At 62.3% G+C, this 13,307-nt stretch carries 9 protein-coding genes and 1 pseudogene; 4 read left to right on the top strand and 6 right to left on the bottom strand.

The window, feature by feature from the left end; translation table 11 throughout:
- Positions 1-48: 48 nt before the first annotated feature.
- Both MB84_RS28340 and MB84_RS28335 read right to left on the bottom strand, forming a co-directional pair.
- Complete coding sequence (locus MB84_RS28340) at positions 49-1,311, bottom strand: glycosyl transferase (RefSeq protein WP_052654776.1); 1,263 nt, start codon at positions 1,309-1,311, stop codon at positions 49-51.
- A gap of 12 nt (positions 1,312-1,323) precedes the next feature.
- Positions 1,324-3,624, bottom strand: a complete 2,301-nt coding sequence (locus MB84_RS28335) for a methyltransferase domain-containing protein (RefSeq protein WP_157123157.1) — start codon at positions 3,622-3,624, stop codon at positions 1,324-1,326.
- Positions 3,625-3,699: 75 nt separating this feature from the next.
- Between MB84_RS28335 and MB84_RS30440 the strand changes: the two genes are divergently transcribed.
- A complete protein-coding gene (locus MB84_RS30440) occupies positions 3,700-4,008 on the top strand; it encodes a hypothetical protein (RefSeq protein ID WP_157123155.1) in 309 nt (102 codons plus the stop codon).
- A gap of 37 nt (positions 4,009-4,045) precedes the next feature.
- Here MB84_RS30440 and MB84_RS28330 read toward each other — a convergent pair whose 3' ends face one another.
- The 3 genes from MB84_RS28330 to MB84_RS28315 all read right to left on the bottom strand — a co-directional run bounded on the left by MB84_RS28330 (position 4,046) and on the right by MB84_RS28315 (position 8,292).
- Complete coding sequence (locus MB84_RS28330; RefSeq protein ID WP_065225921.1) at positions 4,046-5,572, bottom strand: ABC transporter ATP-binding protein; 1,527 nt, start codon at positions 5,570-5,572, stop codon at positions 4,046-4,048.
- Positions 5,562-6,398 (bottom strand): ABC transporter permease, encoded by an 837-nt coding sequence (locus MB84_RS28325; RefSeq protein WP_157123153.1) that lies wholly within the window; start codon positions 6,396-6,398, stop codon positions 5,562-5,564. Before MB84_RS28325 ends, MB84_RS28330 begins: the two co-directional genes overlap by 11 nt.
- 1,531 nt (positions 6,399-7,929) lie before the next feature.
- Positions 7,930-8,292, bottom strand: a complete 363-nt coding sequence (locus MB84_RS28315) for a hypothetical protein (RefSeq protein ID WP_052654772.1) — start codon at positions 8,290-8,292, stop codon at positions 7,930-7,932.
- Positions 8,293-8,897: 605 nt separating this feature from the next.
- Here MB84_RS28315 and MB84_RS28305 point away from each other — a divergent pair.
- The gene (locus MB84_RS28305) at positions 8,898-10,004 is read left to right on the top strand and encodes an IS5 family transposase (RefSeq protein WP_044454374.1); all 1,107 of its coding nucleotides are present in this window, start codon (positions 8,898-8,900) and stop codon (positions 10,002-10,004) included.
- Positions 10,005-11,088: 1,084 nt separating this feature from the next.
- Here the strand turns inward: MB84_RS28305 and MB84_RS28300 are convergent.
- Complete coding sequence (locus MB84_RS28300) at positions 11,089-12,354, bottom strand: IS256 family transposase (protein ID WP_046290953.1); 1,266 nt, start codon at positions 12,352-12,354, stop codon at positions 11,089-11,091.
- 173 nt (positions 12,355-12,527) lie between these two features.
- Between MB84_RS28300 and tnpA the strand changes: the two genes are divergently transcribed.
- The gene (gene tnpA, locus MB84_RS28295; RefSeq protein ID WP_046289886.1) at positions 12,528-12,911 is read left to right on the top strand and encodes an IS66-like element accessory protein TnpA; all 384 of its coding nucleotides are present in this window, start codon (positions 12,528-12,530) and stop codon (positions 12,909-12,911) included.
- Positions 12,912-13,052: 141 nt separating this feature from the next.
- A pseudogene (locus tag MB84_RS28290) lies at positions 13,053-13,253 on the top strand (IS3 family transposase); the annotation flags it as partial.
- Positions 13,254-13,307 lie beyond the last annotated feature (54 nt).

Genomic DNA, 13,307 nt, shown 5'->3' with positions numbered 1-13,307 from the left:
GTGAGCTCTCTCGATCGTTTCTAGGGTCGCTTGTCGTCGCGCCGGCGCTCACGCGAGGCGCCGTTTGATGCCGCTCAGGCCTTCCTGCTTCAGGATTTCCCATGCGCGCTTGGCATAACGGCGCGCTTGCTGCGGGCTGGTGAGCGCGTCTCCAGCGAGACGGCTGATGCGCGGCCAAGGCAAGCATTCCAGACCATTAGGGGTGAAGCCCGCCGTCAGCTGCTGCGTGAGCTGCTGCAGCGATTCGCCGAGTGGGCCGCCATCGACGCCCGGATACTCGAGCTTCGCCTGCCCGTGAATCCACCCGTGGAAGCCGTCGTTCGATGCATCGAACGGATCCGCGAACGCGCGCTGCAGGTCGACGCGTTCGCGATAGATCAGCCGATGCAGCGGCTGGATCTTCTCACCGTTCGAATACGCGCCGTACGCCCAGCGCTGCTGCGTGAGCGGATCCGATGCAAGGGACTGCGTCTGCTTCGCGTACCAGTCGATCAGCACACCGGCCTGCGAGCCGGGCTGGCCATTGATGGCCGCCATCATCCGGTGCGCACCGCTGTCGAAGCCGGTGAAGTGATAGAAGCCGAGCGGCTCACCGTTGACCTTGAAGCCGTCCTTGAAATTGCCGGTGATTTCGCGTGTGCTCAGATTCCACGGCGCGACGTTGTGGCGCGGTGAGCGGATGATCGCGACGTCTGAGAAGAACGCGGGCACGAGGTCGATCCAGCGCTGGTCGGTAAAGAGGCCGTGCGGGATGTCCGCGCGGCAGAAGTGATAGATCCGCTGCTTCCACCATTCGGCAAAGCGCATTCCTTCGGCGCTCGCCGACACGCCGACAAAGCCGAGGTTGTACACGCCATGCTTGAGGCTGCAGATCTCATTGTCGATGACTGCTCGAAGACGCGTTTCCGGCTCGACCTGATGCGGTGTCAGGATCACGTTTGCGTGGTCAAGCGCGTCGAGCAGGTCGTCCACGCGCGAGAACAGCACCATGTCCGGGTCGAAGTACAGCACGCGGCCCACATCGTCGCGCTTGAGCAATTTTTGCAGCAGGAACGGCTTGATCGCGGTCGACAGCTCGACGATGTTGTGGCAGAACGCCCAACCCTTCACGTCGGGAATGACGAGCGTCGACAAAGGGTGGACTTGGTCGAACGGCTCGTTGTCAAGGTCGATGTCTTCCGGCAGTACGTCGGAAAGCGCGAGGTGCAGTTCGATCTCCGGGTGCAGCTCACGCAGCGATTTGAATAGCAGCCGGACCTTCGGGATGTAATTCAGTGCGGCGCTGGTGAAGACGCAGGTCTTTTTGGACATAAGAGAAGCCATTCAAAGGACGGGCTTGTCGCCCTGCCGAACCGAATGGATTTCGGCGATCTGTAAGGATTTCGGGCAAGTTGCGACAGCGGGCACGGCGGCACCGACTGCGGCCTGCGCGCAGCGCAGCTGCTGCGCGAGCGTCTCGATGCACTTCAAACGATCGATCGACAGCTGCTTGACGTCTTCCAGCGCGGCGTCGGTCTGCTCGATGCGCTTTTCGAGCGCGATCTTTTCCGCTAGGCGCTGCATCGACTGCAGCTTGACCTCGTCGAGTGCTGCATCGGTATCGCGCAGGCGTGCGTCGAGCGCGAGGATCTGGTCAAGGCGCTCAAGTGCCGTTGTCTGCACGTCGTCAAACGCGGCCTGCGTGATTTCAAGCCGCGCTTCGAGTTCATGGATGCGCGTGAGCCGTTCGAGTGACGTGCGCTCAAGGCTCGACTTCTGTGCATCCTGCGCCTGCAACTCCGCGCAGACACTGTCCATTTCGCCGCGCAAGCGCGCGACCTGCGCGCGCGCGGCAGCGAGTTCGGTGTAGCTCGTGCGCAATGCCGCTGTGATGTGTTGCAGCGCGGCGTCGGTTTGCTCAATGCGCTTTTCGAGCGCGATTTTCTCCTCGAGGCGCTGCACCGATTGCGCCTTGACCTCGTCGAGTGCTGCGTCGGTATCGCGTAGGCGCGCCTCAAGCGCGAGGATCTGGTCGAGGCGTTCCATCGACGTCTGCTCGAGGCTCGCTTTCTGTGCGTGATGCTTGCGCAGTTCGCCGCAAACGCGATCGAATTCGTTGCGTAGGCTCGTCGCGTTGGCGCGGGCCGTGTCGAGATCGGCATCGCGCTGACGCAACGCCGAGCGCAGTGATTGTTGGCCGATGTCGTAAAGCATCGCCGCGCTCGCATTGTTGCGTGAATGCGTGAGCGACAGCGCCTGCGCGCAGGCCGTCGCGCGATCAACGATCTCGACGGCGTCATTCATCGCGAAGATGAACGGCGCTTCGATATTGCCGAAGAACTCGCACCACGCGGAGCCGATGAGATGGCCGGCCTTCGTTAGGCCGAGGCGCCACCAGTCGCGCGCCGCCGACCGCGTATCGCCAAGCCAAGACAACCTGCCGGCCTGAAAGGCCGCCTCGATGACCTTGGTGCCGAGCGTGGGCGTGATGTGCGCGACGTCGGCCCTCGCGACCGCCGAGAAGTCAGCCAGCGCGCCGCAGCGATCGCCGCGGCGCAGACGCAGACGCGCCCGCGCGTAGGTCAGCGAAACTTGCCAGCGCCGGATGTGCGGATTGTCGGCCGACAGCGCGAGATAGCCGGCGATGACGCCGTCGAGCCGTTCGAGCTGCGTGTCGTGCGCGTGCTCTTCCAGCGCCCGGTAACAGAGAACGGCGAGCGCCGCGCCATGGTCGGCGGTGCCGGACGGGTAGCTATCGCGCACCTGCTCGGCGAGGCGCTTGAGCGCGTCGGCGCGCTGCAGGCGGTACGGAATCTCGACCATCGCGTGAACGAGCCACGGATTGGTATAGTGGCCATCGAAGTCGACCAGATGCGTGGCGCCTTCAAAGCGCCCATGCACGGTCTCGCGATACGGGACGTCGCGGCCCGCCTGCGGCGACTTCATCGCGACCGCGAGCCACCATTCCGCTTCCACACGTCCATTGGCGGGCTCGACGACTTCGAGGACCCGTGGACGCTCGACCCACTGGCAATGCGCATCGACGTGCTTGCAGCCGCTTGCGATCTGCCGCGCCGACTGTTCGATCGTGAAGCCCACCGCCATTTCCTGCGCAAGCCGCTCGTAAGTGTAGACGTGCAGATGATGCGGGTTCGGATCCTCGCCGGTCTCGTCGCTCCAGTCATTCGGCACGCTGACAATTATGCGGCCGCCGGGCCGCAGTACCCGCCCAAACGCTGCGAGCAGCGCGGCGGGCTGTTCCACGTGTTCGAGCGTCTCGAACGAGACGACGACATCGACCGATGCGTCCTCAAAACGACTCAGTGCATCGGGCAGAAAGCCAGCGATGTATTCGGTGTTATCGCTCCCAAAGCACGCCGTGGCGTAGTCGATCGCCCAGCCGCTGCTGTCGATTCCAAAAAAGCGACTTGCCGCAGACAGATAGCGCATCGCGTACGTGCCATAGCCGAGACCGCACGCGGCATCGAGCACCACGTCGTTCGGGCGGACGAACTTCGAGGCCCAGTCATAGCGAATAACGTGCGCATCGGAACGCCGGCCGGCCTCGCGCAGCATGTCCATATGGAGATCACGCTCTTCGAGGAGCCGCGGCATCGGGAAGCGCGCCGCCGCCGCGGCGGGCACCGGCTCGAGCAGTGTCGCGAGTTCGCGCGAGGTTTGCTCGAGCTCGGCATACCCGAATAGGCGATAGTACGCTGGATGCTTGCGGTAACCGTGCACGAAAGCACGCCGCTCGAGGCCCTCGACGGTGCCGAGCGCATCGCTCGCGCAGTGCTGAATGTAGAGGCCCTGCGTGCACGCCAGACGCGCGTCCGACAACAGGCCGAGGAGCGCGTGCTCGGACAGGTTCAGACAGACGAGACAGGATTTCCCCAGGAATTCCGGCGTCCAGGTCGTGCGAGCCACGCAATCCGTTGCGACGTCTTGTTCGAGGACTTCGCTGCCCGCATCGCGCAACAGACTGCGTGCTACCTCGGGCAGCGCGCCGAAGACGATGAATCGGTGTGACCCAAACGCGAGCAGCAGGCGACGGGCGATATCGGAATCACTCAACGCATTCTCCGTTCGCCACCTCTGTCGGTGCGGCAGAGATTGTTACTTGCATGCTCGGGCAGATGTCGCATACGCCGCCGTACCAACGCTCGAATTTGTTCATCGAGACCCGAAAAAACGCACTTTCGTCGACCCAGTGGAGCATGCGCTGATGTCCTGGCACCAACAACGCCTCCTCTGTGACATACGACTGCACTTCGTAATAGCCCTCTCCGAGGCGGCATTCGAAACGCTGGCGAAGCTCGATAATGTCGCCTGGCGCAAACTCGCGGTCCCACGTGCGCGCGGTGCCACGCGGGCGCGTCGGCAGCAGATCTTGGTTAAAGGTCCCCCCCGAATAGATCTTCACGCCTTCCTTGTTTCTGAGGCGCACGCCCAGATTGAGCCCCTTGATCGGCCTATTTACGCGGTACTGCACGCAAACGTCGATTTCGTCGCCGGGATAAAACAGGTTGCGCTGTTCGCCGTTCGCGTCGCAGAGGGAGGTGTTTAACACTTCGACATCGAGATCACCAAACGACATGTCCGAGCTGCGGCTGCGAACCGACACGCCCCGCATTTCGGCCGCGTCAGGCGCCGCGTTCCGCGCTGCCTCCGCAAACGCGCTTACGAGCGCTTCTTCGCGTGCTGGGGTGTGCGCTCCCTCGGCGACGGACGTGGTCGGGTGCACGCGCCGCTTCGCCGAGCTTGACAGGTATTGCAGTACGTCGCGCGCCTGCTGGTTCTCCGCCTCGTGAAGCAAGCGCCGATACTCCCGCACAACTTCCGAAGACGTGCCCATGCAGACGGTCTTGCCACCACTGAGCAGCAGCGCGCGATCGGTCAAGGTGCGCACCGACTCCTGATCGTGCGACACAAAGAGCAGGCTGCCGCCGTCGGACAGGAAGCGCTCGATGCGGGCGTAGCAGCGCTTCTGGAAAAGCGCATCGCCCACGGCAAGCGCCTCATCAACGATGAGGATGTCGGGGTTGAGTTGCATCTGCACGGCGAACGCAAGGCGCACTGTCATCCCGCTCGAATACGTCTTGACCGGGCGATCGATGAAGTCACCGATACCCGCGAACTGCTCGATGTCCGCCAAGCGCTCCAGCACCTCTGCGCGCCGGAAACCCAGCATCGCCGCATTGAAAAAGACGTTCTCGCGCCCCGTGAATTCCGGATTGAAGCCAGAGCCGAGCTCGAAAAGGCCTGCAAGCCGTCCGCACCTTTCAATGCGTCCGGTGGTCGGTTTGAGGATGCCCGCCACCACCTGCAGCAGCGTTGACTTGCCGGCACCGTTCATGCCAAGAATACCGACGCTCTCGCCACGCCTGAGTTCGAACGATACATCGCGCAGCGCCCAGAACAAGCGGCGATACTCCTTGTTCAGCACATGCCGTGGCAACAGGCGTTGAGCTGCCGCCGGCAGGACGCGCTGCATCCAGTGCACGCCGTATTGCCGCAGCCGGTCGGAAGGCGTGGAGTAGATGCGGAAGCACTTGCTAATTCCATCAACACGTACCACAGCGTCAGAGGACATCAGCAAACCCGTCGGAAGTATGCGAGAACCAGATCCAACCCATCCAAGCGGCGCCCCAGCCTACTAGGAGCGCGGTAAGAAAAGCGGCAATGCCGGGAAGGCGCCCCCAGAGCAGCACATCGCGCATCGACTGCACCTGCGCTGCAAGCGGATTCATGGCCGTGAAGCCGCGCAGCGCTTCGGGCACACTGGTTGGCGGGTAAAAGATCGGCGTGAAGAAAAGCGACGCGGTCATGCCGAGCCCCACCAGTTGTGCGACGTCGCGCACGTACACGCCGAGCGAGGCAAGGAACCAGCTGACGCCGAGCGCGACGAAGGCAACCGGCAAGAGCATCAACGGGAAGAGAACAGCAGTGAGCGGAACGTGTCCGACCCACAACCACTCGCCGATGAGCAATATCGCAATACTGATCGAAGAATTGATGCCTGCCGTTAAAACCGTCATCCACGGGAGGATCTCAAGCGGGAAGACTGACTTCTTTACGAGATTGGGTGAACTCGACACCAGCGTCGGCGCACGATTCACGCATTCGGCAAAGAAGTTGAAAACGATCAGGCCAGCAAACAGGACGAGCGGAAAGGGAAAATCGGAAGCGCCAGCCGCGCCCCAGCGCGACTTGAACACCACGCCGAATACATAGGAATAAACGCCCAGCATGGCCAGCGGGAGCAGCACGGCCCAGAGCATCCCGAGGCGGGCCCCCTTGTAGCGAGAGGACAGGTCGCGCTTTGTCATCTCCCATAACAAGTGTCGGCGTCTATCCTGGACAGCAGCAAAGACTTTAAAAGGATGCATTTTGGCGGTGTTGTCAACTTGGAAACGCACGATCGTGACCGACTCCCTGCGCGGCTATCCGGCAGCCGAAGCCGAGTGCCCGGAGCCGGTCAGCGTCAAGCAGGGGTTCGTCAAAGCAGCGGCCCGAGCCGTCCATCGCGCAGGGCAGCCATCGGCTCACACAGGCGCGGCGCATGCAACGCTTTCGCGACGCACCGCGCACGCCGGCCTTCGTCAGGCTTCGGGCCAAACCGGTAGCCCTTCGCCTCCAAACGACATTTGCTGCGCGCAGGGCTTTATCGCCAGCAGCTCGCGCTGCGCTTTGCTCCATGGCAAGCGTTCATCAACGTTCACCGGCATCGAATGTCCTTGATAAAGAATGGTCCTGTCTGTCAAGGGCGGGCAGCGCGTGGTGATGCCGGGTACGGGCTGACGGTCGCATGCCAGGCGAGCCACGGGTACCGGCTTGTCAAAAATCGCGACGTACCTGCGACCGGGCATGGGACGGGGTCCATTTTGCGCATCGCCAGACCGGACACCCTCGGGTGAACACCTGATCTTTGCGGGTGGTGGCCTCGGGAGCCCGGGCTCCCAAACGGAGGGTCAACGAGCGTGAGGAGCACGTCAGCCAAGGAGTTGGGCTCGATAGTCGTCGTCGGCGCAAACCAGGATGCGGCGGTTTTTCAGACCCGTCCTGTAGGGGTTGTCCTGGCGCAGCGGTTCATGACGATGCTCCGCAGAATGGCGGAGTTCTGTGTGGCGTTGTTGGCCCGCACGTGGCACTGACCGGTGTTCTGCTGCGCGGGTGACAAGCGCGGCTAAAGAAGCTCAATGCGCCACTGGCAAGCGCTTACGCCGCCGAGGACGGGAATAAGGTCAGTGACGTGGAGTCGCGCCGCGACCAAGTGGTCGAGAAACTGCGAGCCGCAGCCAGGCACGAAAAAGGGCAACGGCGTGACACCCTCAAGGTCGTCTCACTCCGTTCTGCACGCACTGGCCCGGTGCTGCGAGCGAGATATTGCAACGCACCACGTGGCGCGTCATCAGTCTTTGGTGCCCATCGACCCATCTTCTGGCCAGGAACGAAGCCCCCCTCAATCGCCGACGAGGCCTCACGGTACAGCCCCTCTGCACAGTGCACGCTCCCGCCGTGAACTGGCTGCCCTGATCGGTGTTCACGCTGTCGGGGTGCCCCAGCGGGCGAACGCTTCTGCCAGCGCTTGAACGGCATGCATGGCCTCCAACGTAGCCGCGCGCCAACATCCGTGAAGCGACAAACGGGAACTCCAAACGCAGTTCGTCGATCCGGCGCATCAGTCGTTGGACGACTTTGCCAGCAACTTCTTCAGCCGGGCATTCTCGGCCTCCAACTCCTTCAATCGCTCCGCATTCGGCACGCTCATGCCACCAAACTGTTTTCCGGACGCGGGGCCCGCACGAGGGGTGCCGGCGGACGCCAGACTTGCTGCAAGGGTCTTGCGAATCCGCGCGTCATCCGCACGGCGCCCCCGGGTTGTCGCACACCGGCAAGGCGGGCATCGAGAGGCGGCGCGATGGCCGCCCGTCTTTGCGCGCCCCGCGCTCACCGCCCGCGCCCGCGAGGCGCGCCAGCCGAACACAACGCCCCCACCGCCCCGGCCACGAGCGCGAAGCCGGCGAGCAGCGGCACGCACCGCGGCGCCTTGCGCGCAAGCGCGGGATTCGCCGCAACGAACTCGGCGGCACCGTGATTGAGCGGATCCCCGATCGGCGCCGCCGCAGGGCGTCCAGCGTCGCTCAGCGTCACGGCGTTTGTGTCCATGACGGACTCAAAGTTGAGCCGGGCGATCAGATACGCCTTACCGGCCGCGTCCGTGCTCGCCTGCTCCCGCCTGACGGCCGGCGTCTGGCCCACCTGCGCCAAACGCCGCACGAGCCCATCCCCGTCGTGTCGCAACTCGCCCAGCCACGCTGCGCGCGCGGTGGCGGTGGATGGGCACCAAGCATTGACCCTTCAATGGGGGCAACATTTGGTGAAAATCAACAGGCCCGCCGCGTTAAGGCTTGTGCGCCTCGATCCATGTTTTGGCCAGAGAACACGCCATGTCAATGGCCAACGACGCTTCTCGGTGGACCCCGCCGTGAAGTGTCTGCGCCGTCTCCTCCCGCGAAAGACCGGCAGTGATGGCCGTTATCCGAGCCGTGGCGCGAAAGCCGCCGCCGGTGGCCGGCAGCGCCGTGCAGAGCACCCGGAAGCCTCGGTAAGCGAAGGACAATACCATAGCCATTTGTAATGTTCCTCATCGCCCGGCAGAACGCCAGCGCCGCGCTGTCTCGATTGGCCGCATGCAACTCTCATGCCACTGGACAAAAGCGGCGCGCGTCGCGCCCGGTGTGACCGAGGGCGAGAGGGGCGGTAGGTGCGTGGCACGCCGACTTGCTCCCGCGCCAAGCAAAAGCTCACGCCGCGATGCCCTTCTAGCAGGCTGTTGAAATACCTCCCGCACGTGTCATCCAGCCGGGAGGGGTAAACGTTGAAACGAAGAACCGAACAACACCGAGACAGAAACGATGCGCGGAGCGGACAGCTACACCGAGTCGATGTTCACAGTGACGACGCTGGATAACTTTGTGCCAGCGAACCACCCGTTGCGGCCGATTCGGAACTGGCTGAACGACGCGCTCAAGCGCATGGACCCCGTGTTTAGGCGCATGTACGAGAGCGACGCGAAAGGCGGCCGGCCAAGCATCGCACCTGAGAAGCTCATTCGTGCGCTGTTGCTGCAAGTGCTGTATTCAATTCGCAGCGAACGCATGCTGATGGAGCAAATCTCCTACAACATGCTGTTCCGCTGGTTCGTCGGCTTGGCGATGGACGATGCCGTGTGGGACCACTCGACGTTCAGTAAGAACCGCGAGCGCTTGCTGGTTCACGACGTCATCGTCAGTTTGTTTAACGAAACGGTTGAGACTGCGCACGCGCGTGGCCACCTCTCGGGCGAGCATTTCAGCGTGGACGGCACGCTGATTCAGGCTTGGGCGGGACACAAGAGCTTCGTGCGCAAAGACAAATCAGACGACGACACACCGCCTGAGGGCGGCAGTCGCCAGCGCGAGAACTGGCACGGCGAGAAACGCAGCAACGAGACGCATGAATCGAGCACGGACAGCGAGGCGCGCTTGTTTCGCAAGAGTCGCGGCACCGGCGCGGTGCTTTGCTATTTGGGGCATGTGCTGACCGATAACCGGCATGGCCTGGTTGTCAACGCCCAGGTCACGCAGGCGAGCGGCACGGCCGAGCGCGACGCTGCGACCCATATGCTCGCCGATGCGGCGTTTCTTGCCGACAGCCCCATCACCGTTGGCGCTGACAAGAACTACGACACGGCAGGCTTTGTGGCGTCGTGCCGCGAAAATCGTGTCACGCCGCATGTGGCGCAAAACGACGGCCGAGCCGGCGGCTCGGCAATCGACGGGCGCACAACGCGTTGGCCCGGTTACGCCATCAGTCAGCGCAAGCGCAAGTGCATCGAGCAGGTCTTTGGCTGGGGCAAGACGGTAGGCCGAATTCGGCAAGCGATGTATCGCGGCCGCGAGCGAATCGAACAGCTCTTTGTGTTGACGCAGGCGGCCTATAACCTGACTCGCATGCGTACGCTCGCTGCGAAGGCGGCATAGGGGCGCAAATTGGCGAGACGATGGCATTGGGTTCACTCGAATTAGGGACGCGCAGCATTAAATCGTCAAGAACCGAACCGACACATCGCCACATCCGAAGGCCCCGCCGCACATCGGCGAGGGGTATTTCAACAGCCTGCTAGGTGTTATTTGTGCATTTTGAGGCCTATTGCCCGGTTTGCGGGGGAGCGGCCGGGACGATGGTGTAAACACTGGGCGGAATCCTCATCCCCCTGTCGTTGCCAATGCCCTTGGTTTATTAAGGAGTTGGCCCCGGCAATCGCATGCGTCGATCAGCGCTACGGTGTTTGGGGCAGTATCGAAGCACGCCAACAATATTAAAAAACACGGCGCGTGCCCCCTGGCAAAGGACTTGGACGGAGGGACGTGCGGTCAACGCCTAACACTCGCCACGTTGAGCGTCACGCGAGAGGGTCTCGGGCACGTCGGGAAACGCCTTTATTGCGAAGCGCTCACCCGGCGCGGCGACGCGTTTCCTGTTTTCCGTTGGCTGCGAGCGAACGCGGCATCGCCGCCGGCGCGCACACGCACGCGCTCAGCCCCCTCGAAGTTCGGGAAACACGGCGCTCAGCGAACGCGCCAAGGAGAAGTCGGGGATGGTTCGAGGGCGGGAGAAAGTGCCTCAACGACGCACGCTGGCGATGGGGCCTGCCACCCGACGCGGCGGGATTCACGGCCCGCTTCACGGCCCGCTTGGCGTGTGCCGCGTACGACTGGGAACTAGCCGTGGGGGCGCGCCAGACGCGAGCTTATCGCGCGACGAAAGCGAGGGATGACCCCAGCATAGGTCGCTCGGGTCGGAGGCCCGCCATGGCGCGAGGAAAAACGCGCCAAATCGGGTAAGAATTCCACGGCCTATCAAGGCCATCAAGCGGGGGCATACGGATACCGCGCGATGAGAAATACTTCTGGCTCGGCGTAAAGGCTCGAGGAGTACCGTCTTGATGGGAGGCGAGTCTGTGGGTACTTTTGCGTCCACCAAATGAAATGGTGGGCGCAAAAGTGGACAAGGTTTTGAGTGTGGGAGTTAAAGTCAAATCTGGTGTACGGGGCGTGAGCAAGATTAGGCGGCCAGGGGCTGCTGAGCCGGTGTGCTGTCGGTCACCGGCTCTCCATCCTTGAACGTCATCCCGTCAAGCATCGTCGCGATCTTTTCGGGGGCGCGGATGCGCCGCCACGAGTCTTCGGCCGACTCGATCAGCTTGAATGCCAGGCCGAGGAACGTCGCGCGCGAGACGCAGTTACGCGTGCGCTTGGTGCGGTGACGCACCGTCGCGAAGGTCGATTCAATCGGATTCGTCGTGCGCAGATGCTGCCAGTGTTCGGCCGGGAAATCGTAAAATGCCAGCAGCTCGTCGCGATCTTGCGTCAGCTTTTCGACCACCTTCGGATACTTTGCCGAGTGGGTATCAACGAAGTGATTGAAGGCAACCAGCGCTTCGGCACGCGTGGCGGCCATCCAAATGTCCTGCATCGCCTTTTTGGCGCGGGCCTGCTGCGATTTCGGCAGCGCGTTGAGCACGTTGCCCATCTTGTGGAACCAGCAGCGCTGATGCTTGGTCTGCGGGAACACTTCTTCCATCGCTGCCCAGAATCCCATCGCACCATCTCCGCAAGCCAGCAGCGGCCCTGACTGCAGACCGCGCTTTTTCAGATCGAGCAGCAGTTCGGCCCACGACGCCTTCGATTCCCGATACCCGTCACTGATCGCCACACGCTCTTTCGTTCCGTCCGGTTTGACACCAATGATCACCAACAGGCACTGGCCGTCGGAATCGTCGCTGCGCACGCCGGTGTGAATGCCGTCAGCCCACCAGTACACCCAGCGCGCCAACGACAACTCACGCTGATTCCACTGAGCATGCTCATCGGCCCATTGCGCCTTCAGACGACTCACCACATTTGGCGACAGGCCGCTGACCTGGCCGCCCAGCATGATGCCCATGGCTTCGCTCATGTCGCCCGTCGAGATGCCTCGCAGGTACAGCCACGGTAGTGCGGCCGACACGCGTGCGGATTTGCGAACGTACGGCGGCACGACCGCCGAATTGAAGCGGATGCCCGAACCCGAGCGATCACGCACCTTCGGTACCCGAACCGGCACCGGACCGATGGCCGTGACGACTTCGCGCTCTGGTAGGTAGCCGTTGCGCACCACGGCACGCCGACCGTCGATCGACCTCACGTTGCTGTACTGTTCAAGCATGCTCGCCAGTTCCGCTTCGACTGCCTGCTCGATGATCTGCCGCGCGCCTTGCTGGATCAGTTCATCGAGCGCGCTCTTCGTTTGTGCTTTTCTGCCGTTCGTTTCTTTCATAATCTTCTTCATGGTGGTCGGGGCCGGCTCGCGCCGGCTTTGCTCGGTGTGCCTTCGACAAGCAACATTCTCAGCTAAACCGCCACCGCCTTCTCATATTTCCCAAAGCACCCCGTACACCAGATTCGACAATAGCTCTGAGTGTGGCTGTGGAAGCGGTACCTTACCGACGAGCGAATTTCTCAATGGAGTTCAAGCGCGCAACGGTTGAGGCAACGTTAAGGCCAGGTGCGTCGGTTGCTTTGACGGCGCGCAAGGCAGGCATCAACGCCAACTTGTTATTCAAATGGCGCCGGCATTATCTGGCTGGCGCTTACGGTGATGTCACGCCTGAGCTTGTTACTCGCCAGAGTTCTGCGGCTTCGGTGACCGAGTTTGTTCCCGTGACGATCACGAAGGCTCTCGTTGGTATCCCCACGCCGTCGGCAGACCAAGCAGTCCCGACCTCACGATGTTCATTGCGGCACGAGGGGAAGATCGAGTTGGTGATGCGTGGCGGCACAATGCGCTTCGATGGTCCGCTGAGTTTGGAGTTACTGCGCGAGTTGATCTCGGAGCTACGCACATGATCGGGTTGCCCTCGAACACGCGGGTGTGGATTGCCGCTGGCGTCACGGATATGCGCTGCGGCTTTAATAGCTGTCAACGCCGGTTTAAATCTGACCCACCGGGGATGCGGACAAAATCTTGGACTACTTTGAAGGTAGTCCATGTATTCATACCAAGAACGCGTTCGGGCGGTCGAGCTGTACCTGAAACTCGGGAAGCGCAGCAAAGCGACCATTCGCCAGTTGGGTTACCCGACGAAGAATTCTCTCAAGGCGTGGTGTAACGAATTCGAGAAGATTGGCGATCTGCAGAGGGGGTATGTTCGCGTAAAGCCGAAGTACTCAGAAGAACAGAAGAACGTAGGGTAATGCCCCCTGAAATCCACCGCTAGGAGAAGTAGAATTTTCTCGTTAAGA

Origin of the sequence: Pandoraea oxalativorans, from assembly GCF_000972785.3 — a bacterium.
In the GTDB taxonomy this organism is placed as follows: Bacteria; Pseudomonadota; Gammaproteobacteria; order Burkholderiales; family Burkholderiaceae; genus Pandoraea; species Pandoraea oxalativorans.
This window is presented reverse-complemented; position numbering and strand designations above follow the sequence as displayed.

What these genes read in the sequence shown, in the direction of transcription:
- MB84_RS28340 (WP_052654776.1), bottom strand. Translation starts at nt 1,311, where the DNA reads ATGTCCAAAAAGACCTGCGTCTTCACCAGCGCCGCACTGAATTACATC.
- MB84_RS30440 (WP_157123155.1), top strand. Translation starts at nt 3,700, where the DNA reads ATGCTTGCGGTAACCGTGCACGAAAGCACGCCGCTCGAGGCCCTCGAC.
- MB84_RS28330 (WP_065225921.1), bottom strand. Translation starts at nt 5,572, where the DNA reads ATGTCCTCTGACGCTGTGGTACGTGTTGATGGAATTAGCAAGTGCTTC.
- MB84_RS28305 (WP_044454374.1), top strand. Translation starts at nt 8,898, where the DNA reads ATGCGCGGAGCGGACAGCTACACCGAGTCGATGTTCACAGTGACGACG.
- MB84_RS28300 (WP_046290953.1), bottom strand. Translation starts at nt 12,354, where the DNA reads ATGAAGAAGATTATGAAAGAAACGAACGGCAGAAAAGCACAAACGAAG.
- tnpA (WP_046289886.1), top strand. Translation starts at nt 12,528, where the DNA reads ATGGAGTTCAAGCGCGCAACGGTTGAGGCAACGTTAAGGCCAGGTGCG.